The 24,804-nt window shown below is 63.3% G+C and carries 20 protein-coding genes and 1 other RNA gene; 14 read left to right on the top strand and 7 right to left on the bottom strand.

What is annotated here, in order from left to right:
- Position 1 precedes the first annotated feature (1 nt).
- Positions 2 to 390: a transfer-messenger RNA gene (ssrA, locus tag ACVMK0_RS03740) on the top strand.
- 248 nt (positions 391 to 638) lie between these two features.
- On the opposite strand, the gene ACVMK0_RS03735 is transcribed toward ssrA, so the two are convergent.
- The 4 genes from ACVMK0_RS03735 to ACVMK0_RS03720 form a co-directional block, all read right to left on the bottom strand.
- Positions 639 to 1,085 carry a hypothetical protein gene (locus tag ACVMK0_RS03735; RefSeq protein WP_476464353.1) on the bottom strand — a complete coding sequence of 149 codons (447 nt, stop codon included), beginning with the start codon at positions 1,083 to 1,085 and terminating at the stop codon, positions 639 to 641.
- Positions 1,082 to 2,422: a recombinase family protein gene (locus tag ACVMK0_RS03730; RefSeq protein ID WP_476464352.1), complete on the bottom strand. Its 1,341-nt coding sequence runs from the start codon at positions 2,420 to 2,422 to the stop codon at positions 1,082 to 1,084. Before ACVMK0_RS03730 ends, ACVMK0_RS03735 begins: the two co-directional genes overlap by 4 nt.
- Positions 2,419 to 2,880, bottom strand: a complete 462-nt coding sequence (locus ACVMK0_RS03725) for a DUF2924 domain-containing protein (protein ID WP_476464351.1) — start codon at positions 2,878 to 2,880, stop codon at positions 2,419 to 2,421. Before ACVMK0_RS03725 ends, ACVMK0_RS03730 begins: the two co-directional genes overlap by 4 nt.
- A 71-nt stretch (positions 2,881 to 2,951) precedes the next feature.
- The gene (locus tag ACVMK0_RS03720) at positions 2,952 to 3,794 is read right to left on the bottom strand and encodes a hypothetical protein (protein WP_476464350.1); all 843 of its coding nucleotides are present in this window, start codon (positions 3,792 to 3,794) and stop codon (positions 2,952 to 2,954) included.
- Between the two features lie 341 nt (positions 3,795 to 4,135).
- Between ACVMK0_RS03720 and ACVMK0_RS03715 the strand changes: the two genes are divergently transcribed.
- From ACVMK0_RS03715 to ACVMK0_RS03655, 13 genes are all read left to right on the top strand, one after another.
- Positions 4,136 to 4,363, top strand: coding sequence for a helix-turn-helix transcriptional regulator (locus ACVMK0_RS03715; RefSeq protein ID WP_476464349.1), 228 nt, complete (start codon positions 4,136 to 4,138; stop codon positions 4,361 to 4,363).
- Positions 4,360 to 4,608, top strand: coding sequence for a hypothetical protein (locus tag ACVMK0_RS03710; protein WP_476464348.1), 249 nt, complete (start codon positions 4,360 to 4,362; stop codon positions 4,606 to 4,608). The genes ACVMK0_RS03715 and ACVMK0_RS03710 overlap by 4 nt, the downstream gene beginning before the upstream one ends.
- Entirely contained in the window at positions 4,605 to 6,746 is a 2,142-nt protein-coding gene (locus ACVMK0_RS03705; protein WP_476464347.1) for an AAA family ATPase, read from the top strand. Before ACVMK0_RS03710 ends, ACVMK0_RS03705 begins: the two co-directional genes overlap by 4 nt.
- A gap of 550 nt (positions 6,747 to 7,296) precedes the next feature.
- Positions 7,297 to 7,629: an HVO_A0114 family putative DNA-binding protein gene (locus ACVMK0_RS03700; RefSeq protein ID WP_476464346.1), complete on the top strand. Its 333-nt coding sequence runs from the start codon at positions 7,297 to 7,299 to the stop codon at positions 7,627 to 7,629.
- Between the two features lie 41 nt (positions 7,630 to 7,670).
- Entirely contained in the window at positions 7,671 to 9,305 is a 1,635-nt protein-coding gene (locus ACVMK0_RS03695) for an ATP-binding protein (RefSeq protein ID WP_476464345.1), read from the top strand.
- 198 nt (positions 9,306 to 9,503) lie between these two features.
- A complete protein-coding gene (hsdR, locus tag ACVMK0_RS03690; protein ID WP_476464344.1) occupies positions 9,504 to 11,906 on the top strand; it encodes an EcoAI/FtnUII family type I restriction enzme subunit R in 2,403 nt (800 codons plus the stop codon).
- A 14-nt stretch (positions 11,907 to 11,920) separates the two neighbouring features.
- Positions 11,921 to 13,717: a class I SAM-dependent DNA methyltransferase gene (locus ACVMK0_RS03685; protein ID WP_476464343.1), complete on the top strand. Its 1,797-nt coding sequence runs from the start codon at positions 11,921 to 11,923 to the stop codon at positions 13,715 to 13,717.
- A complete protein-coding gene (locus tag ACVMK0_RS03680) occupies positions 13,714 to 14,862 on the top strand; it encodes a restriction endonuclease subunit S (RefSeq protein WP_476464342.1) in 1,149 nt (382 codons plus the stop codon). The genes ACVMK0_RS03685 and ACVMK0_RS03680 overlap by 4 nt, the downstream gene beginning before the upstream one ends.
- Positions 14,863 to 18,645, top strand: coding sequence for an anti-phage defense-associated sirtuin Dsr1 (gene dsr1, locus ACVMK0_RS03675; protein WP_476464341.1), 3,783 nt, complete (start codon positions 14,863 to 14,865; stop codon positions 18,643 to 18,645).
- 684 nt (positions 18,646 to 19,329) lie between these two features.
- On the top strand, positions 19,330 to 19,524 hold the full coding sequence (locus ACVMK0_RS03670; protein WP_476464340.1) for a type II toxin-antitoxin system RelB/DinJ family antitoxin: 195 nt from the start codon (positions 19,330 to 19,332) through the stop codon (positions 19,522 to 19,524).
- A 48-nt stretch (positions 19,525 to 19,572) separates the two neighbouring features.
- A complete protein-coding gene (locus ACVMK0_RS03665; RefSeq protein ID WP_476464339.1) occupies positions 19,573 to 20,493 on the top strand; it encodes an ABC-three component system protein in 921 nt (306 codons plus the stop codon).
- The gene (locus ACVMK0_RS03660; RefSeq protein WP_476464338.1) at positions 20,490 to 20,738 is read left to right on the top strand and encodes an ABC-three component system middle component 6; all 249 of its coding nucleotides are present in this window, start codon (positions 20,490 to 20,492) and stop codon (positions 20,736 to 20,738) included. Before ACVMK0_RS03665 ends, ACVMK0_RS03660 begins: the two co-directional genes overlap by 4 nt.
- Complete coding sequence (locus ACVMK0_RS03655; RefSeq protein ID WP_476464337.1) at positions 20,735 to 22,456, top strand: ABC-three component system protein; 1,722 nt, start codon at positions 20,735 to 20,737, stop codon at positions 22,454 to 22,456. The genes ACVMK0_RS03660 and ACVMK0_RS03655 overlap by 4 nt, the downstream gene beginning before the upstream one ends.
- A 21-nt stretch (positions 22,457 to 22,477) precedes the next feature.
- On the opposite strand, the gene ACVMK0_RS03650 is transcribed toward ACVMK0_RS03655, so the two are convergent.
- From ACVMK0_RS03650 to ACVMK0_RS03640, 3 genes are read right to left on the bottom strand one after another with little or no spacing between them, the layout of a single operon-like run.
- Complete coding sequence (locus ACVMK0_RS03650; RefSeq protein ID WP_476464336.1) at positions 22,478 to 22,909, bottom strand: LacI family transcriptional regulator; 432 nt, start codon at positions 22,907 to 22,909, stop codon at positions 22,478 to 22,480.
- Positions 22,906 to 24,261, bottom strand: coding sequence for a recombinase family protein (locus ACVMK0_RS03645; protein WP_476464335.1), 1,356 nt, complete (start codon positions 24,259 to 24,261; stop codon positions 22,906 to 22,908). The genes ACVMK0_RS03650 and ACVMK0_RS03645 overlap by 4 nt, the downstream gene beginning before the upstream one ends.
- Positions 24,258 to 24,755, bottom strand: coding sequence for a DUF2924 domain-containing protein (locus tag ACVMK0_RS03640; RefSeq protein ID WP_476464334.1), 498 nt, complete (start codon positions 24,753 to 24,755; stop codon positions 24,258 to 24,260). The genes ACVMK0_RS03645 and ACVMK0_RS03640 overlap by 4 nt, the downstream gene beginning before the upstream one ends.
- Between the last annotated feature and the right edge of the window lie 49 nt (positions 24,756 to 24,804).

Here is a 24,804-nt window from a genome sequence, read left to right as displayed (position 1 = left end):
TGGGGCTGCATTGGTTTCGACGTGGGAACGGATGCGCTGCAGGGCATGTCGAGGTTCTGTCACCTCGTTAATCAGCAGAAAAAAAGTAACTGCAAACGACGAACGTTTCGCACTCGCCGCTTAACCCGGCGAGCCTTGCAACAGTTGGCCAATGGGCTGGGCAAGGGCGGCAGCGGTAGCAATACCGTTGGCGTCCCGGCTGCAAGGTAATCTACATCGGCTGGCCAGCGCGCGGGCAACTTGCGCACTGGTAAGACTCAAGGTTGCTGGCAGGGTGTGCAGCGTGTCGCTGCGCGGCACACCTAGCGAGACCCAAATCAGACGACTACACATGTAGAACTGCACACAGATGGCTTGCGGACGGCGGTTCGATCCCGCCCAGCTCCACCAAATTGAAGGGCTCGGATAATCTCCGGGCCCTTTTTCTTGCCTGCTATCCCCGCGTGGCGCGGGGTTCCGAGGGTTTGCCCTGCGGGTGCCATCCCCTTCGGATGTGCCGAATCGGCCCGTTTCCCGGCCAGCCCAGTCTCTTTTCTCCGTTTGCCCTGCGGGTAGTCGCGAGGCCGAGCCCTGCAATTACAGGGACTTGGCGCGGCCTTTCTGTGGTCAACCATGGTCACCAATCGGTCGACAAACCGCTATGCATCGAACCCGTCGACCACCCGCCGCTGCTCGATCCAGTCCAGCGGCAACGGGTTGCGCTGGAACCAGATCAGGCTCATGCAGCGCGGCTGCGTGCCGGCCAGGATGGCCTGGATGATGGCAGGCTCCAGCAGGGTCAGGCGCAGCAGTTCGTTCACCGTCGAGTGATGCAGGCCTTCGCGCTGGGCGATCTCGGTGCCGCTGGCGACCACGCCGTCATCGAGCAACTGCTGCCAGTAGAAGGCCCGTGCCAGCGCCACCAGCATCGGGCTGTCGAACTGGCCGCGTGCGGTCGGACTGGTGCTCTCCCCGTCCGGGCGGATCATCACCTTGCGCACGCCGCGCTTGCGGATCTGCAACGGAATGAAAGTCGAGAGTTTCAAGGCACCGCCGTCCATGCGCTGCAGCACGGTGGCCTCGCCCGATTGCCGTATCCGCGTCATACCGTCATCTCCACTTCCGCAAGTTCCGCGCCGATGCTGCCGGGGCGCAGTTCGTCGATGAGTTCCACCCAGCCGGCGTCGCGCCAAAGGATCTCCAGCCCGTCGTCGCCGATCAGCACCCGCTCAATCAGCAGCTGTGCCAAGCGCCGCTGCTCGGCCGGAAACAGCGAGGGCCATACGGCGGCGAGCTGGCGCATTGGCACCACCACCCGTGCCTGGTCGAGATCGAGGCCGCTTTCGCGTACCCGGTCCCACACCGCTTGCACGCTCTCTGGCGCCCGCAATACCTGGCAGATCTGTTCTACCACCAAGGCCTCGATGGGCTCGGCAGGCAGGCTACCGAAGTCGGAGGCGCCCGCCCCGAAGTGCCGATCCTTGCTCGGGGTGTAGTAGCGGTAGCACTGGCCCTTCTTGGTCGTGCGGGTCGGGATCAGCCGCTCGCCGCTGGTGGTAAAGATCAATCCGCGCAGCAGCGGCAACCCCCGCCCGTCCGTGGCGACCGCCGCGCGCCGTTCCTCGGCGGTCTGGGCCAGAACATCGTGCGCGGTCTGCCACTGGGCGCTGGTCAGGATCGGCGGGTGCTGGCCGGGGTAGTAGCGGCCCTTGTGGACGATCTCGCCGAGGTACATGCGGTTGTGCAGCAGCTTGTAGATCGACTGCTTGCAGAAGGTGCGGCCCGTCTTGGTGCGGATGCCCTCGGCCGCGTAGTTTCGCACCATGTGGGTGGTCGAGCGATCGCGGGCGAAGTCCGCAAAGATCCGCCGCACTACGGCAGCCTCGGCCTCATTGACGACAAGCAGGCGGTTCTGCACGTCGTAGCCCAGCGGCAGCGGGCCACCCATCCACATACCCTTGGCCTTGCTGGCGGCGATCTTGTCGCGGATGCGCTCGCCGGTCACCTCGCGCTCGAACTGGGCAAAGGACAGCAGCACGTTCAGCATCAGCCGTCCCATCGAGGTGGCTGAATTGATCTGCTGGGTGACGGCGCTGAAGCTCACGCCGCAGCGGTCGAACACTTCCACCATGCGCGCGAAGTCGGCCAGTGAGCGGCTGAGCCGGTCGATCTTGTAGACCACCACGATGTCGATGCAGCCGGCTTCGATGTCGGTCATCAGTCGTTTCAGCGCGGGGCGCTCCATGTTGCCGCCGGAGAAGCCACCGTCGTCGTAGTCGTCCGCCACCGCGATCCAGCCCTCGTGGGTCTGGCTCTTGATGAAGGCGCGGCCGGCTTCCTTCTGCGCGTCGATGGAGTTGAAGGACTGGTCGAGGCGTTCGTCGCTGGAGACGCGGCAATACACCGCGCAGCGCTTGGGTGAGGCCAGGATGGCGGTGCTCATCGTTTGCCTCCCTTCCCGGGCTTGAGCCCAAAGAACTTCGGCCCCGACCACTGCGTGCCGGTGATGTGGCGCGCCGCCGCCGACAGGCTTTTGAAGCGCTGGCCGTTGAGTTCGTAGAGACCGTCTGCGGTCACGGTCACCCGGTACTCGCGCTCATCCCATTCGCGCACCAGCACCGTGCCCGGCATCAGATGGCATTCGGTGCCGCGCCCGGCCTGCTTGATCTTCGAGAACTGTGCGCCGCGCTCCACCAGATAGCGGCGCACGCCTGCCGGCAGCGGCCCGTAGGCCTGCTCCTGCAGCCGGTAGGCCAGACGCGATTCCACGTAGTGGCGGTTGGTGTGGGCGGGACGGCGCGGGAAGTGCGCGTCCCACAGCGCCCAGAGGTCTTTCATGGGCAGGCCAGGCAGCGCCGCCACCTGCGCGCTGATGCTGTCTTTCATTGCGGTATCGGTCATCGGTTTACTCCTGTGGTTGAGACAGGTCGATGAACGCGCTGTGGCGGGCAGAAGCCAAGGTGAAACCCCTCTCAGCGGGCCGACAAATCAGCATCCAGCGCGGTACTGGCCGCCTCGAGGGCCTCCACGGGGATCTCGATCTCGTACCGCCCCTGCTCCCGCGTGAACCCCGCCCGATGCCGCGCCACCGCCGCCCGGGCGATGACGCCGATGAAAGCCGGCAACTGCTCCTGCAGTTCGATCTCGGCCACCATGGCCTGGGCGCCCCGATAGCTGTCCCGCGCCAGACGGATTTGATCGGGCAAGGCATCATGCTCGCTGTGCAGGGTCTCGATGCGCCGTGCCACTTCGTCGCGGGTGTGGCGGGTGGCAGTCAGTTCCGCGTGCAATGAGGCCAGCGCCGCCGGGAGTGCGGTCAGCTCACCAGCATCGATCAGACGGTTGGCGGTGGTCTGAGTGTCTCGGGCGATCTGCTGCTCGACAGACTCGATGCGGGCATCGAGCTGCGTCTGCAGCGTCCTGGCCTTGCTGATCTCCTGGGCCAGCGCCGTGCGCCGGTCGGTCAGCGCCGCCATCTCGACGCGCGCTGCCTCCAGCTGGGCGGGCGCCTGGACTTTCCATTTCAGACGGGCGTGCTCTTCACGCAGCGGCACCAGATCCTGCTGGAGTTGCCGGGCGACGGCTTCGAGCTGGTTCTTCTCGCGGAAAAGGCGCTGCTCGATCACCGACCAGTGTGTGGAGTTCGAACGCTGTTCGAGTTCGTGATAGGCACGGCGTTTGGCATCGGCTTCCTCCTGTGCGGTGTTGGCGGCAGCTTCTGCTTCTTGCAACTGCTGGGTCAATGCGTCGAATTCGCTGCGCAGGGTGTCGAGGTAACTGGTGGATGCCTGACGGCGTGAGGGGTTCGATTTCATGGGCGGGCTCCTGGGGTTGGCATCGCCACAACACCACGTCGCAGCGACCGTTTCGCACTGTCGAAATGGTCGCTGTCAGAGACTGGTTTGGTCGATCAGCGCGCAGCGGGCGAACGCGGTCCGTCGATGACGGATGCGGGTGGATGCGTACTGCCGCGCGCCCGGACATGAAATGGCGTCGAAGCTCGAGGCGCATCGAACGCATGAGCACGGGTGCGGAGTTCAGCGCCCCGCGCGTCATTGCCGCACCGGCGAACACCGCGAAGAATCCCGTTCATCAGGTGTCACCGAGCCCCAGTGAGGGCCGCTGGGGGCACCGCTCACCGAACGGGAGTCACACCATGAACGTCACCCTGCCATCCACCGAACTGCTCAGCCCACGCCAGCTCGCCGCTCGCTGGGGCTTGTCTGAAAAAACTCTCGAACGCTGGCGGATGCTCGGCACCGGCCCCGCGTTCCTGAAACTCGGCAGCCGCGTGCTCTACAGCCTGGCCGAGATCAAAGCACACGAACGCGAGCGCACCCGTAGCTGCACGGCAGGCGATCGGCCTCGCGAGGTGTGGGCATGATGAACCGCCAGCAGCGCCGAGAGCGCGAACGCATGACGCGGCAACTGCGCGCCCACATCGCCCGGCATGGCATCGAGCCAGTGCTCGACAAGATGTTCGGCCCCGGCAGCTGGCGCTATGACGCTGACGAGGAAATCTGGATCGTGCCCGACACCCAGCATGTCGGGCCGGGGCGTTCCTACTACTGCGTGCGCGCCAACGGCGACTGGTTCAAGGCACGGCTCGAAGGTGAGCACACCCAATGAGCACGACCGCAATCGACACGACCACCATCCCGCTCCATCCCTTCTTCGACTTCAACGACGCGCCCGACCGGATCGAGCGGCGCCACGACAAGGACGATCTGCGTGCCCGGCTGCTCGATCAGCTCGAAGCCGTGCTGCTCTATCTGTTCCCGAACGGCAAACGCCAAGGCACGCGCTTCGTGGTCGGCAACGTGCAGGGCGATGCCGGCGACAGCCTGGTGATCGAACTCGAAGGCCCGAAGCGCGGGGTGTGGATCGACTTCGCCACCGGCGAATCCGGCGACGTGCTGGCGCTGTGGGCAGCGGTGCGGGGTTTCGCGGTGCCGCGCGACTTCGGGGAACTGCTGGATGACGTCGATGATTGGCTGGTGGTGCCGGGCTCGTTCACCCCGGCGCCGGCCAAGTCGTCCGCCGCTCATGACACGCTCGGCCCGCACACAGCGAAGTGGGACTACCGCAGCGCCGACGGTGAACTGCTGGCCTGCGTGTACCGCTACGACACGCCCGAGGGCAAGCAGTACCGACCTTGGGATGTCGCCTCCCGCGCGATGCGCATGCCTGACCCGCGCCCGCTCTACAACCTGCCGGCTGTCGCCGGTGCCGATACCGTCGTACTGGTCGAGGGCGAGAAGTGCGCGGACGCGCTGATGCAGACTGGCATCGTCGCCACGACTGCGATGGGTGGCGCCGCGACGGCTATCAACAAGACCGACTGGTTCCCGCTGGCTGGCAAGACCGTCATCGTCTGGCCAGATCACGACGAGGCCGGCGCCAGGTACGCCGATACCGTGATCCCGAAGTTGTTGAGCATCGGCGCCAATGTGCGGCGCATCCACGTGCCAGCAGACAAGCCCAAGAAGTGGGACGCCGCCGATGCCGTGGCGGACGGCAGCGATATTCAAGCCCTGTTGGCCAGCGCCACGCCTCTATCCAGCTGCAAGGTCGAACGGTACTTCGACATCACGCAATGGCTTGCCTGCGAACGCTTCACCAGCGACCCGCAGCCCCGGCGCTGGCTGATCGAAGGTGTGTTTCCGCTCGCCCAGGCCGCGCTGGTGGCGGCCGGTGGCGGTGTCGGCAAATCCTTCCTGCTGCTGGCACTGGCCCGCGAGGTCGCCGCCTTCGATGGTGTCTGGGCTAATGCGCCCACGCTGTTCGGTGGCGCGCTCGCCGGCCAGGGCGTGGCGATCTATGTCACCGCCGAGGACGACGCCATCGAGGTCCACAATCGCCTGAACGCGCTGGGACCGATCCCCGACCGGCTCTACGTGCTGCCGCTGCCCGATGCCGGCGGCGCCGTGCCGCTGTTCGCGCCCGATCCGGCCACACGAGGACCAGCGACCACGCCGGCGTGGCTGGCTTTGGAACATCAACTGACCACCCTGGCCGGCCTGAGTCTGATCATCCTCGATCCCCTGCAGCCGCTGTGCGCACTGGATCTGAATGTGCCGGAGAACGCCCAGTTCGTCTGCTCGCGGCTCGCCGCACTGGCGGCCAGCACCGGTGCCTCGGTGATCGTCTCGCACCACTTCGCCAAGCGCGAGGCATCCACACCGGAGCAGGCCCGCGAAGCGATCCGAGGCACCGGCGGCCTGGTGGATGGGGTGCGCTCGGTCTACGCGCTGTGGAACCCGAAGGAGGATCAGGCCAAGGCGATCTGCAAGGCGCTGGGCGAACCCTTCGAGCGCGGCCGGGTGGTGATGGGTGGCGTGGTCAAGGCCAATGGCCGCGCGAATCTGCGGGTGACCACCTTCCTGCGCGACAGCCGTGGCCTGCTGGTGGATCGCAGCGACGCCCTGGTCCGCGCCCGCCAGACCGACGTGGATCTGCTGCCGGACCTGAAGGCCGCCATCGCGCGGGCCGCCGCCGAGGGTAAGCCCTACACCAAGACCGGCGGCAACGGCGTCTACGAGCGTCGCCATGAACTGCCCGAAGCCTTCCACGCCATCGGCAAGCACCGGCTGGCTGAATGGGTGGGCACACTGCTCGACCGGGAGGAGCTGGTCATGGCCATGGTTGATGGCTCGAAGCTGGTGAAGTGGCTGGACGTGCCCGATGGCCCCATGGCCAGCGGCGAGGCCGCCTTCGTCACCGGGCACCTGAAGCGATCGGCTGCGGGCCAGCGGGATCAGACGTGAGCATTCCCGGCGCAACCGTCCGTTCCCGGTTTCCCGGTTTCCCGGTTCCCGACCGGGAATGCAGGGCCGGGCGGGAACGCCAAACCCAAGCCTGGCACGGGTTTCCAGCGTTCCCGGGCAGAATCGTTCCCGGATGGGGGTGGGAACGCGCAAACCCAGCAACGACGCCACTTTCCCGGTTCCCGGGGTTTCCTCTCTAAAGAGAGAGGGTGAGCATCGGGAATGCTCACCTCCCTCGATTCCACTGGCTGGTCGGGCATGGGAACGGTGCACCGAGGAGACGGCACGGGTCCTTCCTGGCCGGATTCGTATACGGGGGGCGCGAGCGCGCTGCTCGTCCACCGTCAGGGTGCAAACCGAGGTTTGCAGGGTTTGCGGTTTGCACCCGCCCGCCTCGACCCGCTCCAAAGGCGAACAGGGTAATCCTGTAGCCAATGGGGCAATGGCAACGGCTGTTACCCCATTTCCCGTACGCCCAGAAGATCACTGCTAGCGACAGATACTATCCGCATCTGATAGCATCCCGAAACCACATCGGGGGAATCGAAGCATGCGCACAGTGATTGGCATCCGTCCGACCAAATCCGGTCGTCGGGCAGTCGATGACGCCAACGGCCCCACGCCCACCGTCTGGTTCGATTCCTGGCGGCAGTTGGCCAGCCTGCTGTCGGACGAAAACCGCGCGCTGCTGCGCCTGATGCAGGAGCGGCAACCGCGCACGGTGCTGGAGTTGGCCGAGTGGTCAGGCCGCGCAGCCAGCAACCTTTCGCGCACCCTACGTCACCTGGAGCGCCACGGCCTGGTCAAGATGCACCGCAGTTCGGACACCCGAGCCGTGCGTCCGGAGGCACTGGCCACCGAATTCTTGATCGTGCTGGATTGATGGAGAAAAACAATGAATAGAAGCCTGCAGGAGTACGCCGTTTGAGCCAAGAAGGCCAACTCCTCGACCAAAAATCCTTGCGGTCCGTGTTCGGCAAAAGCGCCGACTGGAACGAGCTGTTCAAGGATTGCATCGCCTTCGCCAACGCGACGGGCGGTCGTCTGTTGCTCGGCATCGAGGACGGTCAGGACGCGCCACCCACAGGCCAACAGATTCCCGCCGATCTTCCGGACACCATCCGGCGCAAGATTGCCGAGCGCTGCGTCAACGTGGCCGTGCTTCCGGATGTGATTACTGCAGCCAATGGCGGGCAGTACATCAACCTTGCCATTCCCCGGGCCATCGCGGTGGCATCGACCACCGACGGCCGCTACTACCTGCGCGTGGCCGACCAGAGCAAACCTGTCACGGGTGACGATGTGCTCCGGTTGGCGGCGGAGCGTGCGGCGCTGCCGTGGGAAACCCAGACCACACTGCAGGTGCCCAGATCAGCAGCCGCCCCGGACAAGCTCGGCAAGCTGGTGAATGCACTGAGGGGATCGGACCGAGTCAAGCCGTCCGTCAAGGAAAAGTCCGATGACGAGCTGCTCGACCACTACCAGCTCGCACAAGGTGGCTACCTGACCCACCTGGGCATCCTTTGTCTGGGACAGCAGCATCAGCGTGCGCAGCTGACCACCGCCCCGGTGATCCAGTTCATCAAGTACGACGAGCACGGCCAGAAGGTCAACAAGCTGGTGTGGGACGACCACACCTTGAATCCGATGGAACTGATCGAGGCCGTCTGGGTGGAGGTGCCCGACTTTCGCGAGCGCTACGAATTGCCGGATGGCCTGTACCGCCAGAACGTGCCCGCCTTCGACGAGGTGGTGGTACGCGAGCTTCTGGTCAACGCGCTGGTGCATCGCCCCTACACCCAGCGCGGCGACGTCTTCCTGAATCTGCACCCGGACCGGCTGGAAGTGGTCAACCCGGGTCCGCTGCCGCTGGGCGTGACTCCGCAGAACGTGCTGCACACCACCGTGCGCCGCAACGAGCACCTGGCCCGGCTTTTCCATGACCTGAAGCTGATGGAGCGCGAAGGCAGTGGCTTCGACAAGATCTTCGAGGTGCTGCTGTCGCAAGGCCGTCCGGCGCCGGAGCTGATCGAAACTCACGACCGCGTCCAGGTCACGGTACGCCGCCGCATCCTCAAGCCCGAAGTCATCGACTTCATTGCCAAGGCGGACCAGACCTACCAGCTTACCCAGCGCGAGCGCATCGCCCTGGGCCTGCTGGCGCAGCACGACGCCATGACCGCCCGCGAACTGGCCGCCGTGTTGGAGCTGCCTTCGGTCGAGGCGCTGCAACCGTGGATCAAGCGGCTGCTGGAATGGGATCTGATCCAGAGCGCAGGGCGCACGCAAGCCACGCGCTATTTCGTCGATCCGGGGTTGCTGCGCACCCTCAATTTCGTCGGTGGCACCACGCTCAAGCGCATCGAACCGCACCGATTGGCCGCGCTGATCGTCGAGGACGTCGGTCGCTACCCCAAATCGAAGATCGGTGACATCCACGAGCGGATCGGACTGGAAATCCCGCGCTCGCGCATCCGGCGGGGCATTGAACAACTGGTGAAGGCCGGCAAGCTGATGGCAGAGGGGGTGAAAAATGGCACACGCTACCGCCTTCCGTAATTTGGCTCAAAGCCGGGTCTATCTGCCCGCCTTGCGCCAAACCGCTGCACCAAAAGCCAGGGGCACAACCGTAACTCTTTGTCCTGCCTGGCTTTTCGTTTTGGCTCACGCTGAATGCCCGAGCCAAAGCGATGCGCCAAACACCGCTCCCCAACATGCCGTAGCGGGGATGACTCACGAACAGAACAGGTGGCCTCGATGACGGCAGCGACCCAAATCATGACCGAGGCCGATACCTGCCGGGAACTGGTCACACCCAAGCTCGTCGAGGCCGGATGGGGCAATGCGCCGCACGTGATCGGCGAGCAACGCACCTTTACCAATGGCCGCATCATTGTCACCGGTGGGCGTGTGCGCCGTGGCAAGCAGAAACGTGCTGACTACCTGCTGTACTACCGGCGCGACTATCCACTGGCCGTCGTGGAAGCGAAAGAACTGGGGCTACCGGCGGAAACCGGGGTGCAGCAGGCCAAAGAGTACGCCGAGATCCTCGGCCTGAAGTTCGCCTATGCCACCAACGGCCACCGCATCATCGAGATCGACTACACCACCGGCACCGAGCGTGAGGTGGATCGCTTCGCCACGCCCGCCGAGCTCTGGCAGCGACTGAGCGCCGCCACCGCGCTGCCCGATCCGGCCACACCCCACCTGCTCGAACCCTTCAACCTGGTGTCGGGCAAGGTGCCGCGCTACTACCAGCAGATCGCGATCAACCGGGTGATCGAGGCCATCCTGCTCGGCCAGAAGCGCGTGCTCGCCACGCTGGCCACCGGCACCGGCAAGACCTGCGTGGCGTTTCAGCTGTGCTGGAAGTTGTGGAACAGCCGCTGGAACCGCACGGGCGAATACCGGCGACCGAAGATCCTGTTCCTGGCCGATCGCAACATCCTGGTCGATGACCCGATGGCCAAGATGTTCGCGCCCTTTGGCGATGCCCGCCACAAGATCGCCGGGGGCGACGTGAGCCAGAGCCGGGACATGTACTTCGGCATCTATCAGGCGCTGTCCACCGCCAACGAAGACGTGTTCCGCCAGTACCGACCGGACTTCTTCGATCTGATCATCATCGACGAATGCCATCGCGGCTCCAGCCGCAACGACAGCAACTGGCGTGCGGTACTCGATTACTTCGCGCCCGCCGTGCAGTTCGGCATGACGGCCACGCCGCTGCGTGAGGAGTCGCGCGACAGCTACGAATACTTCGGCAATCCGGTCTACACCTACAGCCTGCGCCAGGGCATCGAGGATGGCTTTCTCGCGCCTTATCGCGTGCATCGCGTCATCACCACGGTGGATGCCGCCGGCTGGCGTCCGTCCAAGGACGAGCTCGACCGCTTCGGCCGCCCGGTGCCGGACGACGAGTACCAGACCAAGGATTTCGAGCGCGTCATCGCACTGCGTGCGCGCACCAAGGCCATTGCCAAGCACCTTGCCGACTTCCTCAAGGGCACCGACCGCTTCGCCAAGACCATCGTGTTCTGCGTCGATCAGGAGCACGCAGCCGAAATGCGCCAGGAGCTGGTCAACCTCAACAGCGATCTGGTCAAGCAATACCCCGACTACGTCTGCCGCGTCACCGCCGACGAAGGCGCCATTGGCCTGACCCATCTCGCGCACTTTCAGGACGTGGACAAACCCACGCCGGTGATCCTGACCACCTCGCAATTGCTGACCACCGGCGTCGACGCCGAGATGGTAAAGAACGTGGTGTTGGCGCGCGTGGTCGGCTCCCGTTCCGAGTTCAAGCAGATCATCGGGCGCGGCACACGGCTGAAGGTCGACTACGGCAAGGAGTACTTCAACATCATCGACTTCACCGGCACTGCCACCCGGCACTTTGCCGATCCGGATTTCGATGGCGATCCCGCGCGCATCGAGGAAGTGACCATTGATGATGCCGGCGAAACCATCGAGTCGGTCATCGAAACGCCACCCGGCGTCGAAGAGCCGCCGGCCGACTACATCGTAGACACCACGGAAACCGACGCAGGCCAGGGTGAGATCATCACCGAACCGCCGGAGGAGCCGCGCAAGTTCTACGTCGACGGTGGCGACGTCGAGGTGATCGGTCATCTGGTCTACGACCTCGACACCGACGGCAAGAAGCTACAAGTAGTCAAGTACACCGAGTACTCGGGCCGCACCGTTCGGACCCTGTACCCGACCCGCGATGCGCTGCAATCGGCCTGGGCCAACCCCGACACCCGAGCCGAGGTGCTGCGTGAGCTGACCGAGCGCGGCATCAGCTTCGAGGAGCTGGCGGCCAGCGCCGACCAGCCCGACGCCGACCCCTTCGATCTGTTGTGTCATCTGGCATGGAATGCGCCGCTGCTCACCCGCCGCCAACGCGCGGAACAGGCCAGAAAGGCAGCGCAGGATCTGTTTGGCCAATACGGCGATTCAGCCCGCGAAATCCTCACACTGCTGCTCGACAAGTACATCGAGCGCGGCATCGTCCAGTTCAACGCTCTGTCCGAGCTGATGAAGGTGCAACCCTTCGACCGCTTCGGCAGCCCCTCCGAAATCGCCACCCGGCATTTCGGCGGCATAAAACCCTTCAAGGAAGCCGTCTCGCGCCTGCAGACGGCCCTTTACCAATGACGAGAAGTTCCTGAATGGCCGCAACCGAAAAGAAGACCCGAACCAAACGTGCCAAGGCTCCGCTGACCACGCGCGACAACCTGTCGGCGCTGATCGGCAGCGCGCGCAAGATCCTGCGCAAAGACAAGGGCCTTAATGGCGACGTCGACCGCCTGCCGCCGCTGACCTGGGTGATGTTTCTCAAGTTCCTCGACGACCTCGAAGTCGTGCATGAGGAAGAAGCGGAACTCGACGGCAAGCCCTACCACCCCATCATCGAAACCCCCTACCGCTGGCGCGACTGGGCCGCACGCGAGGATGGTCTCACCGGCGACGAACTGCTGGCCTTCATCAACCAGGACGAATGCCACCGTGCCGACGGCTCGCGCGGCGCAGGCCTTTTTGCCTACCTGCGGGCCCTGGCCGGCAGCGGCGAGAAAGGCAGCCAGCGCGAAGTCATCGCCAACGTGTTCAAGGGCGTGCAGAACCGCATGGTCAGCGGCTACCTGCTGCGCGACATCATCAACAAGATCAACGGCATTCACTTCAGCAGCAGCGAGGAGATCCACACCCTCTCGCATCTGTACGAATCCATGCTGCGCGAGATGCGCGACGCTGCCGGCGACTCGGGCGAGTTCTACACCCCGCGCCCGGTCGTGCGCTTCATGGTGCAGGTCACCGACCCGCGCTTGGGCGAAACGGTGCTCGACCCGGCCTGCGGCACCGGCGGCTTTCTGGTGGAAGCCTACGACCACATCGCTCAGCAGGTGACCAACCCGGACCAGCGCCGCACCCTGCAACGGGATACCCTGTTCGGGCAGGAGGCCAAGCCGCTGCCCTACATGCTGGCGCAGATGAACCTGCTGCTGCACGGGCTGGAAGCGCCGCAGATCGCCTACGGCAACACACTGGAGCGGCGCATCACCGAGATCGGCCACAGCGAGCGGGTGGACGTGATCCTCACCAACCCGCCCTTCGGCGGCGAGGAAGAAGCCGGCATCAAGGCCAACTTCCCGGCCAACATGCAGACGGCCGAAACCGCACTGCTGTTCTTGCAGTACATCATGCGCAAGCTGCGCTATGCCGGGCATGGCGCCGAGCAGGGAGGCCGCGCCGCCGTGGTGGTGCCCAACGGCACCCTGTTTGGCGATGGCGTGTGCGCCGTCATCAAGGAGGAGATGCTCAAGGAGTTCAACCTCCACACCATCGTGCGTCTGCCGCAAGGCGTGTTCGCGCCCTACACCGACATCCCGGCCAACCTGCTGTTCTTCCAGCGCGGCGGCCCGACTGACGAGATCTGGTACTACGAACTGCCCCAGCCCGAGGGCCGCAAGAAGTACAGCAAGACCGCACCGCTGCCCTTCGAGGCCTTCCAGCCCGTACTCGACTGGTGGAACGCCCGCGACGAAGGCCCGCAGGCCTGGCGCGTAGACTTCGCCGCCAAACGCGCTGCCGCCCTCGACGCCGCCACACCGCACTGGCAACGGGCCGAAACCGAGCGTACCAGCGCACTCGCCTTGGGCAAGCCGATCCGCGAACTGGATCAGACCATCGGCAATGCCGCCAATGGCGACAAGGCCGCGCTGCAAGCGCAGTTGCGCGAACTGAAAGCCCGCCAGCAGGCCCATGAGGCCGCCGCCAAGGCCGCGCAAGCCGAGGGCGATGCCCTCTACTGGCCGATCTACAACCTCGATCTGAAGAACCCGCATGCCGCCGAAGGGCTGGAGCACGCCGATCCGAAGGACCTGGTCGCCGCCATGCGGGCGGGCGAGGAAGATGTGCTGCGCCTGCTAGGGGAAATCGAGGCGCTGGTGGCCGAGGTGCAGGGATGAGGCAGTGGCCGAAGGTTGCGCTGGGGGATGTGTGTGTCCCCGTTGAGCGATTCGTATCGCCAACTGCGGGAACGGCTTATCGCCAGCTCGGCGTTCGTCTTTGGGGAGAAGGTGCTTACGAGCGCGAGACCATTGACGGTGCCGACACCAAGTATTCCAAGTTCAACCGAATCGAAGCTAACGATCTGGTCGTCAACAAGATCTGGGCCAGGAACGGAAGTGTGGCAGTAGTCACGCAAGAACTCGCGGGTACCCATGTCAGCGGGGAGTTTCCGACATTTGCGCTGGACCGAGACCGCACAGACCCGCGATGGATACGACTCATCACGAAATGGCGTGGCTTCTGGAATCTTTGTGATGAGAAGGCACAAGGCACGAGCGGGAAGAACCGGATCAAGCCGAGCCAGTTCTTGGGAATTCAGATACCCCTTCCGCCGCTCGCCGAACAGCAAGCCATCGTCAGCCGTCTCGATACGCTGGCCGACAAGGTGCGGCAGGTCAACGAACACCTCGACGCCATCGAGTACGACGCCGACCGACTACTCGCCGTGCGCTTTCGTGACGCGATTGTCGGTGCGCCCATGCGGCCGATGGCCGAGGTGGCGCCATTGGTGCGGCGGGAAATTGCCATCGAACTTGAAGGCAGCTATCCGGAGCTGGGCATCCGCTCTTTTGGCAAAGGCACGTTCCACAAGCCTCCACTCTCTGGCGCCGACGTGGGTAGCAAACGACTGTTCAGCATCGAACCCGGTGACTTGCTCTTCTCCAACGTGTTCGCCTGGGAAGGAGCCATCGCCGTTGCCCAACCGGAGGATGCGGGCCGCTTCGGCTCGCATCGCTTCATCACCTGTCGCGTTGATCCCGATGTCACTTCGCCGGAGTTCCTGCGCTACTACTTCCTCACCGATGCCGGCCTGGAAAAGCTTGGCGAGGCATCGCCTGGCGGAGCGGGCAGAAACCGGACACTGGGCCTCGAAAAGCTGATGGCGATTAAGGTTCCGATTCCATCCCTAGCCACGCAGCGAACCTTCGACGCCCTGCAAACAAAGGTGGCAGAACTGAAAGCCCGGCACGCCAGCATCCGCCAGGCGAACGACGCGCTGATCCCGGCGACGCTGGAACGCGTGTTCTCCGGAAGCCACTGAATGCAGTTCGTCCGCCACGGCCCCGATATCCCCGAACGCCTGCTGCAGGCGCACGAGGACGGGCGCGTGGTGTTCTTCTGCGGCGCGGGCATTTCCTACCCGGCGCGCCTGCCGGGCTTCGCCGGGCTGGTGGCGAAGGTGTATGAAGCGCTGGCCGCCACACCCAACGCAGTGCAGCAGGCGGCGATCAAGGCCGGGCAGTTCGATACCGCCATCGGCCTGCTGGAGGCGGACATCGTCGGCGGCCGCGAGACGGTGCGAAGGGCGCTGGCCGGCATCCTGACACCCGATCTCAGTGCCCCGAACGCCACCGCCACCCATGATGCCTTGCTGACGCTGGGCAAATGCCGCAATGGCCAGACCCGCCTCATCACCACCAACTTCGATCGTCTGTTCGAGGAGGTGATTGCGGCGAAGTCCCTGCCCATCGAGCGGTTTCAGGCGCCACTGCTGCCCGTGCCAAAAAACCGCTGGGATGGTCTGGTGTACCTGCATGGCCTGCTCAGCGCCACACCGACCGCGAGCGAGCTGGACCGGCTGGTCGTCTCCAGCGGCGATTTCGGCCTGGCCTATCTCACCGAGCGCTGGGCGGCGCGTTTCGTCAGCGAGTTGTTCCGCAACTACACCGTGTGCTTCGTCGGCTACAGCATCAACGACCCGGTGCTGCGCTACATGATGGATGCCTTGGCCGCCGACCGTCTGCTGGGTGAGTCGCCGCCGGAGATGTTCGCGTTCGGCAGTTTCCCCAAAGGCAAGGAAGAGGAACGGGCCAACGAGTGGCGGGCCAAGAACGTCACGCCCATCCTCTACCGCGAGCACAGCCGGCATGCGTACCTGCACAAAACCCTTCGCGCCTGGGCCGAAACCTATCGCGACGGCGTGCGCGGCAAGGAGCGCATCGTGGTCGAATGCGCCATGGCCCGCCCCTTGGCAAGCACCCGGCAGGACGATTTCGTCGGCCGCCTGCTGTGGGCGCTGAGCGATCCGGGCGGCCTGCCCGCCAGACGCTTTGCCGATCTGGACCCGGTGCCGTCACTGGATTGGCTGGAGCCTCTGAGCGAGGAACGCTACCGGCATGGCGACCTGGGGCGCTTCGGTGTGCCGCCCAGAACGAGCGTAGATGACAAGCTCACCTTCAGCCTGACCCGCCGACCTTCGCCGTATCCGCTCGCACCGTCGATGTGTATCGTCGATGCCGGTGCGCGCGGCAGCCGCTGGGATGAGGTGATGCGGCAACTGGCGCGTTGGCTGATCCGTCATCTGGACGACCCGGTGCTGCTGCTTTGGTTGGTCAAGCGCGGCGGGCAGCTGCATGACGATCTGGTCTGGTGGATCGAACACCGTCTGGACGAGCTGGCCAAACTGGAGCGTGACGGCAACACCGCCGAGTTGGCGCGCATTCGTGACGGCGCACCCAAGGCGATCCCCGGCCCGCTGATGCGCACCTTGTGGCGACTGCTGCTGACCGGGCGCGTGAAATCGTGGCTGCGCGACTTCGACCTGTACCGCTGGCGCGACCGCTTCAAGCGCGATGGGCTCACCGCTACCCTGCGCCTGGAACTGCGCGAGATGCTGACACCGCGCGTAGCCTTGCGCGAGCCGTTCCGCTGGCCCGCCGAGGACGGCGAAGCCCGCGAGCCGGAGCGCATCAAGGAGCTGGTGGAATGGGAGATCGTGCTGTCGACGGATCACGTCCATTCCAGCCTGCGCGATCTGCCCAGGGACGAGCGCTGGGACGCCGCATTGCCGGCGCTGCTGCCCGATGTCAGCGCCCTGTTGCGCGACGCACTCGATTTGATGCGCGAGCTTGGCAGTGCCGAGGACAGGAGCGACCTGTCCTACATGCATCAACCCTCGATCAGTGAACACCCGCAGAACCGGGACTTCCACGACTGGACCGCATTGATCGACCTGACCCGGGATGCGTGGCTCGCCACTGCTGCGCAATCGCCAGCGCGGGCAGCGCTCGTGGCGCAGGCCTGGTGGCAGACGCCCTATCCGCTGTTCCGGCGCCTCGCCTTCTTTGCTGCCGCACAGGACAACGTGATCCCCCATCGCCAAGCCCTCGACTGGCTGCTGGCGGACGATCACTGGTGGCTGTGGTCGGTGGAAACCGAACGGGAGGCCATGCGCCTGCTAGTGGCACTTGCGCCGCACCTCGATGCGGTGATGCTGCAGGAACTGGAACAGGCCGTGCTCGCCGGTCCTCCGCACGACATGTTCAAGGGCGACATTGAGCTGGAGCGCTGGACCCGTATCTTTGACCGCGAAATCTGGCTGCGGCTGGCGAAAATGGCTGAGGCCGGCGCGGTCTTGGGTGCTGAAAGCAGCGCCCGGCTAAGTGGGCTTTCGGCACAGCATCCGGAGTGGACCCTAGCGGCGGATCAGCGCGACGAATTTCCTTACTGGATGGGCGATGGCGACGAGTGGCGCAAGTTCGTCGCCACACCGCGCCATCGGCGTGAACTGATCGAGTGGCTCAGGCAGCAACCCAGCCCAGATCATTGGCAGGAGGATGACTGGCGGCAGCGCTGTCGCGACAACTTTGCCACGACCGCTTGTGCCTTGTGCGCCTTGGCCAGGGAAGGTGTTTGGCCGACAGAGCGCTGGCGCGAGGCCCTACAGGCCTGGTCAGAAGAAAAACTCCTGAAGCGCTCTTGGCGTTACATGGCGCCGATCCTGGCCACCGCACCTGACGAGGTACTGCAGACGCTCGCCCATGGCGTCAGCTGGTGGCTACAGGCCATTGCCAAAACCTTCGAAGGCCACGAAGCACTCTTCTTCGTGCTCGCAGGCCGTATCCTGGCGCAGGATCATCAGGACGGCGTCGATACCGACGACCCCGTCGGGCGAGCCATCAATCATCCCGTGGGCCACGTCACCGAGGCACTGCTGCGCTGGTGGTATAGACGCTCGCTGGAGGATGGGCAAGGCTTGCCTGAGGAGATCAAGCCCACGTTTACCGAGCTTTGCGATCCTCGGATCGACAAATTTCGGCATGGCCGCGTGTTGCTGGCAGCCCATGTCATCGCCTTGTTCCGCGTCGACGGGGATTGGGCGAAGCAATACCTGTTGCCGCTTTTCGTCTGGCAGCGCTCGGAAGCCGAAGCACGTGCAGCGTGGGAAGGATTCCTGTGGTCACCGCGCCTGTACCGTCCTCTGATGGAAATGCTCAAACCGGCCTTCCTCGACACCGCGCGCCACTATGCGACATTGGGCAAGCACGACGGGCAATACGCATCGTTGCTGACATTCGCCGCCCTCGATCCGGGTGACACGTTCACCACCACCGAACTGGCGGCCGCCACTCGTGCACTGCCACCGGATGGTTTGCACGATGCAGCACAGGCATTGGTGAGAGCGCTGGAAGGCGCGGGCGATCAACGGGCCGACTATTGGACGAACCGGGTTGCCCCGTATCTGCACGCCATCTGGCCCAAGACGCGAGACAACGTTTTACCTGCCATCGCCGAAAGCCTCGGCCGCCTTTGCGTAGAGGCACAGGATGCGTTCCCCGAAGCCTTGACGCTGCTCCGCGCCTGGTTGCAACCACCGGCCCACCCGGACTATCTGGTGCACCGGCTACACGAGGCAGGTCTCTACGGCAAGTTTCCGGAACAGGCACTGGACTTCCTGAGTCTGGTGATAGGGGATCAAACCCAATGGCCGCCCAGCGACCTCGGCGCCTGCCTTGATGCGATGCGCATAGCCGCGCCGGAACTCGAGGCTGATCCGCGCTTTGAACGGTTGATGGCGTACCTTCGCCAGCATGGACGAGGCTGAGGTGGTGTCTTTGGCCTGCGCCAGTTATCCGAGAATCCCGGATAACTGGTCCCCGCACCGGCAACCCTCCGGCGATTCCGGACAGTTGCCTACCCGCAAGCTCGCAGGAATTCGCGCCTGTTTGCACGGGTCCGAAACGACTGACCGAGGACCAAGTTCTGCGGTCAACCATCCGCCACCAATAATGAAACCCCAACCGTTCTCGGTTGGGGTTTTTTCTTGCCCGATCGCGCTGATTCCCGCGTACCCGTGCGGGTTCCTGCGAACGCCTGCGGACTTCGCCAGCCGCCCGAATTGGCCGTTCCCGGCCACATCCCACTCTCTCCTGGCCATTCTTCGCTCCGACCTCGCTCCCTGAAACAGGCCCGAAGTCCGCAAAGGCCGCAACGCAGACCCATACAGATCAAAGAGTTACGCGCGGACGAATCAAGCGGTCGGATTGCAGCATTGGCTAGGGCACGGAATTAACGAAGACCGACTTACATGCCCCCTTTGACACTGCAAATGTGCAAGCACAGTGCACATACCCTTAGGGGCGACAAGGATCAGGATGGTGCCCGGCGCGGGGCGCAACACGTGAGCCTGGCGCCGCAACACTAGGACGCCCCATCGCTTGCCATAGAGACAGTGACGCTGAGGCGCGAATGGGGCACAATGTAGCTACAAGCGTGCCACGAGACAGTGATGACAAGCAGCAGCGACGTAGTTCGCGCCCGGATTGACGGGCACATCAAAGAGGAAGCCAAGAATGTGCTCGCAGGGATGGGTCTGTCTGTTTCGGACGCCATTCGAATATTACTCACTCGAATTGCGGCCGATAAAGCAATTCCCTTCGATATCAATCGTGCTCAGTCCCAACCGGACACCAAGAAGCCATGAGATCTTGCTTGAGAAAATCCAAGAACAATAAGTCACGGGCCTGAACTAATGGATCGCATACAGCAGCTCAACTACGAAAAGGACTTCCGCATTGCCTTCTTGGAATCCAAGGGGGATGCGTTTCAACGCCTGTTCGAGAAGCTGATGTCGAAGGCCCATCCCAACGATTTCATGGCTTGCCGGCCTTGGGGCAATGTTGGAGACCGAAAGAACGATGGGTATCTGCCTTCTGCGCGAATCCTGTTCCATATCTACGCGCCGAATGAAATGAGCGCCGCAGAAGCCACCAAGAAGATCGACGAGGACTTCGAGGGGGCCAAGGAGCACTGGGAAAAATATTTCGATGAGTGGAACTTTGTCCACAACGCACCCGATGGGCGTCTAGGTCCCCACATCATCGAAGCCCTGGCCAAACTCAGACAAGACAATCCGAAGATCAGGATCGGGCATTGTGGGTACGAAGAAATGTTGGCGACGTTCCGTCAGTTGAGCCTTCAGGATCTTGAATCTTGGTTTGGCCCCTCGCTAACGATGGAAGCGAACGTCAATCTGGGCTTCAGCGACCTGGCCGCTGTGCTCACTCATATCAGCATCACGCCCGTACCCACGACGAGCGAGGTGAAGGATGTGTCGCGCGGAAAGATCGAGGCAAACCTCCTTTCTCAGGCTGTCGCTGACTTCCTGAAGATCGGCATGCAGAAGTCACCGCTCGTTGCACAGTTCTTCAATAGCTGGAAAAACCCTACTTATGGCGAGCAGATCGCGGAGGCGTTCAAGAGCGAATACGTGCGACTGCGGGATGGTCTTCCTCAGCTCCATCCTGATGAGATATTCGGCCGCCTCGAAGCATGGACCGGGGGCATGGCTAACACCACGCCCGCGCACAAGGCAGCCGTGTTGGCCGTGCTGGCATACCTGTTCGACAAGTGCGAGATTTTTGAAGACGCTCAAGCGATGGGGGCTGCATGATCCTGCCATCCAAGCATCTGCCGCAGGATCGTGCGCTACTGACCGTCGGCGCGCATGTTTTGACGTTCCTTGCACATCCCAAGACCGTCTCGGCGCTTTGGGAAGAATTGAACAGACCTGACGCCGGTTTGGCGGCGACGCCCCGGCGCATTACCTATGACTGGTTCTTGCTCGCCCTCGACCTCCTGTACGCCCTTGGAACCATCGAACTTGAAAGCGGCCTTGTGGCAAGGAGGACAGCGTGATTCATCACATCTTCAGCACGCTGCCCAGCTTCAAGAATCTTGGAGATCTGAAGCCCGGCCTGAATGTGCTGCTAGCCCAAAAAACCGAAGGGGCGACCACCAAGCAAACACGCAATCGTGCCGGCAAAACCAGTTTCGTTGAGTTGGTTCATTTTCTGCTTGGCGCCGACGCTGGTCCAGACTCGATTTTCCGCACCCCGGAGCTGGCGGAACACACATTCGGCATGGACTTCGAGCTGAAGTCGGAACGCACGGTCGTCGAGCGCAGCGGTGGCTCCAAAGCCAAAATCTTCGTAACAGCCCCGCCAGCAGCGAAGGTCAAGTTTTCAGCGACAGAGTGGTGCACGTACCTCGGCGAACAAATGTTTGGTCTGAGCAGCCTTGAAGCTGCAGGTAGCAAGCCGCCTTCGTTCCGGTCGCTGTTTGCCTACTTTGTGCGCCGACAGGCGAGCGGCGCCTTCATGACGCCGGAAAAACAGGCCACGATGCAGGGCACCGGCGACATGCAGATGGCGCTTATGTTCCTGCTCGGATTGGACTGGCAGATCGCACGAGATTGGCAAGCTGTTCGCGATCGTGAAAAGACCCTTGAGGAGCTGAAAAAGGCGGCAGGGAACGGCGCGTTCGGTTCAGTCATTGGCAAGGCCGCCGACTTGCGCACGGAGCTGACCATTCAGGAAGCCCGTCTCAAGAAGCTCCACGCGGAAGTTGAGACTTTCCAAGTCTTGCCAGAATACCGGGAATTGGAAGTCGAAAGCGCTACGTTGACCCGCCTGCTCAACGAGTTGGCCAACGCAAACACTATCGACTTTTCGGCCATTCGTGATCTGGAAATCGCGCTGGCCTCCGAGGTTCCTCCAGACCATGAAGACCTCCAGGCGGTCTATCAAGAAGCGGGGGTCGTGCTACCTGGCTTGGTCAAGCGCCGCTATGAGGACGTGAAGAGCTTTCACGAATCGGTGGTGCGCAATCGAAAGGACTATCTGTCCAGCGAACTCGAAGCTGCCAAGCTGCGGATCGAGCTGCGCGATAGCAAGAAAGCGCAGCTCGACCAACGGCGTGGCGAAATCCTGGGCATTCTCAAGAGCCATGGTGCACTCGAACAGTTCCTCAAGCTGCAAGGCGAACTGGGGCGGCTGGAGTCCGAAGTGGAGTCGCTGCGGCAACGCTTCGAAGCCGCAGAGCAGCTCGAAGGCTCCAAGAACGAGCTGGAGATTGAGCGCAACCGCCTCACGATCCGTCTACGGCGTGACTTCGCGGAGCAAAAGGACAGGCTTGCGGAGGCCATCGTCGCTTTCGAGGAAACTTCGCAACGCCTGTATGAATCGGCCGGCAGCATGACGATCGATGAAACTTCCAACGGACCGATATTCAAGTTTCCGATGCAGGGTGAGCGCAGCAAGGGCATCAAGAACATGCAGATCTTCTGCTTCGACATGATGCTTATGCGATTGTGCGCCAAGCGGCAGATAGGGCCAGGGTTCCTAATCCATGACAGCCATTTGTTCGATGGCGTTGACGGGCGCCAGGTAATCAGTGCGTTGCGTCTAGGCTCTGAGATCGCGCGGGAACTTGGCTTTCAGTACATCGTGACAATGAACGAAGACGACGCCTTCAAGGAGACCATCGAAGGCTTCAACCTTAACGACTTTGTGCTGCCTAAGCGATTGACGGATGCCACCGAAGACGGTGGATTGTTTGGCATCAGGTTTGGGTAAACCGCCACCTTGAACGAGAGGTCACAAACACAGTCGCTCCCGCTGCTCATCCCACAGCGCCGGCGGATCAACCGCCAGATCGAACAGCGTGATGTGATTCGGCAGCGTGTCGTCCAAGATAGCAGCCACGATGTCGGGTGCCAGCGTGGTCAGGTTGACCATCCGGCTGACGTAGCTGTTGTCGATTCCTTCCCGCGTGGCGATCTCCTTCAAGGACTTCGCCTCTCCTGACTCCAGCATCGCCAGCCAGCGGTGGCCCCTGGCCAGCGCCAGTTGGATGGAGGTCGGTGCTACGTCCCACGGTCTAACCGGCGCGGTTTCGCCGTTTGGCAAGGTGACCAGCTTGCGGCCGCTGCGGCGTTTGATCTGGATCGGCACGGACAAGGTCAGCCTGCCGTCGCTGGTCTGCAGGATGTCGGGCTCGCCGGTCTTCTGGATGCGGATGTCGCTCATGCCATTGCCTCCGCTTGTTGCTCGACCGGCTCGGGGCGCAACTCCAGCACCAGGCGTTCGATGCCGTTGGCGCGCAGCCGCACTTCGAGGTCGTTGGGTGACACGATGACTTTCTCCACCAGCAACTTCACGATCCGGGCCTGTTCTGCCGGGAACAGCTGATCCCAAATCGCGTCGAGCTGGGTCATGGCCACGGTGATCTTCGCCTCGTCCAAGGTTGGATCGAGCTTGATCGCCTGCGGCAGCATGTCGCCGAGTAGATTCGGGGCACGCAGGATAGCGCGCAGTTGGTCGAGTACCGCCGACTCGAGTTCGGCGGCCGGCAAGCGCGGCAGGCCTGAGGCGCCCGCGTGCTCCTTGGCGTCACGCTGAGGCACGTAGTACCGGTAGCGACGGCCATTCTTCTTGGTCGTGTGCCACGGCGACAGTGCCCGGCCATCGTTGCCGAACACGATGCCCTTGAGCAGATACGCCACGGTTGCCCGAGTCGCGTTGCCTCGCACCCGGCCATTGGTGGCCAGGATCGCGTGGACGCTATCCCACAGTTCGCGGCTGATGATGGGCGGGTGCTCCGCCTGGTACCACTGGTCCTTGTGCCGCAACTCGCCAAGGTAGGTCCGGTTGCTGAGGAGCTTGTAGATGTGGCCCTTGTCGATCGGCCTGCCCTCGCGCGTCTTGCCGTCTTGCGTGGTCCACGCCTTCGACGTTACGCCATCCAGTTTCAGCTCCTTGACCAGCGCAGTACTGGAGCCGAGTTCGACGAAACGCTGAAAGATGTGCCTGATCAGTTTGGCCTCACGTTCGTTGGGCACCAGTCGGCGGTTCTCGACGTCGTAGCCTAGAGGTGGCACGCCGCCCATCCACATGCCCTTGCGCTTGCTGGCCGCGATCTTGTCGCGGATGCGCTCGCCGGTGACCTCGCGCTCGAACTGGGCGAAGGACAGCAGGATGTTCAGCATCAAGCGGCCCATCGAGGTCGTCGTGTTGAATTGCTGGGTGACCGAAACGAACGACACGCCGTAGCGCTCGAACACCTCGACCATCTTGGAGAAGTCCGCGAGGCTGCGCGTAAGGCGGTCGATCTTGTAGATGACGACCACGTCGATCTTGCCGGCCTCGATGTCCGCCATCATGCGGCGAAGCGCCGGACGTTCCATGTTGCCACCGGAGAAGGCCGGATCGTCGTAGTCGTCGGCTACTGGAATCCAGCCCTCGGCGCGCTGGCTGGCGATGTAGGCGTGACCGGCGTCGCGCTGGGCATCGATGGAGTTGTATTCCTGGTCGAGTCCCTCGTCGGTGGACTTGCGCGTATAGACCGCGCAGCGCATGCGGCGCTTCAAGACTTCGCTCATCGTCCACCTCGCTTCTTAGTGGACGGCTTAGTCTTCGCATTGGATGGCGGCCTGAGCCCAAAGAACAGGGGCCCGGACCAGCGCATGCCAGTGATCTCGCGGGCGATCATCGAAAGGCTGGGGTACATCCGGCCTTCAAAGTCGTACTGGCCATCGGCGGTCGCGATCACGCGGTGTTCGACACCTTTGTATTCCCGGACCAGCAGGGTGCCGGCGGCCGGACGGTAATCGCGGTCGCGCTTTTTCACCTTGCCGGTTGCCACCAGGGATTCGATGCGGCGCTGATTGCGATCCAGCAGGTTGGCATCGACCTTGCGGAACTCCAGCTCTTGCAACCGGTAGGCAATCCGGCGTTCGAGGAACTGACGGTTGTGGGTGGGCGTGTCGCCGCCGACCAACTTCTGCCAGAGGGCCCGGATCTCTGCCATGGGCAACTCGGGCAACCTGGCGATTTGTGCTGCCACCGATGGCGGCGTTGAAAGTGACGTGCTCATTTGGACTCCGTAGTTGTCTTGTTGACGGGGTCTGAATGAACGCGCTGGT

It is taken from the genome of Serpentinimonas sp. SSL01 (assembly GCF_056323735.1).
The sequence above is the reverse complement of the archived record's forward strand: the minus strand, read 5'-3'. Positions and strand labels throughout refer to the sequence as shown.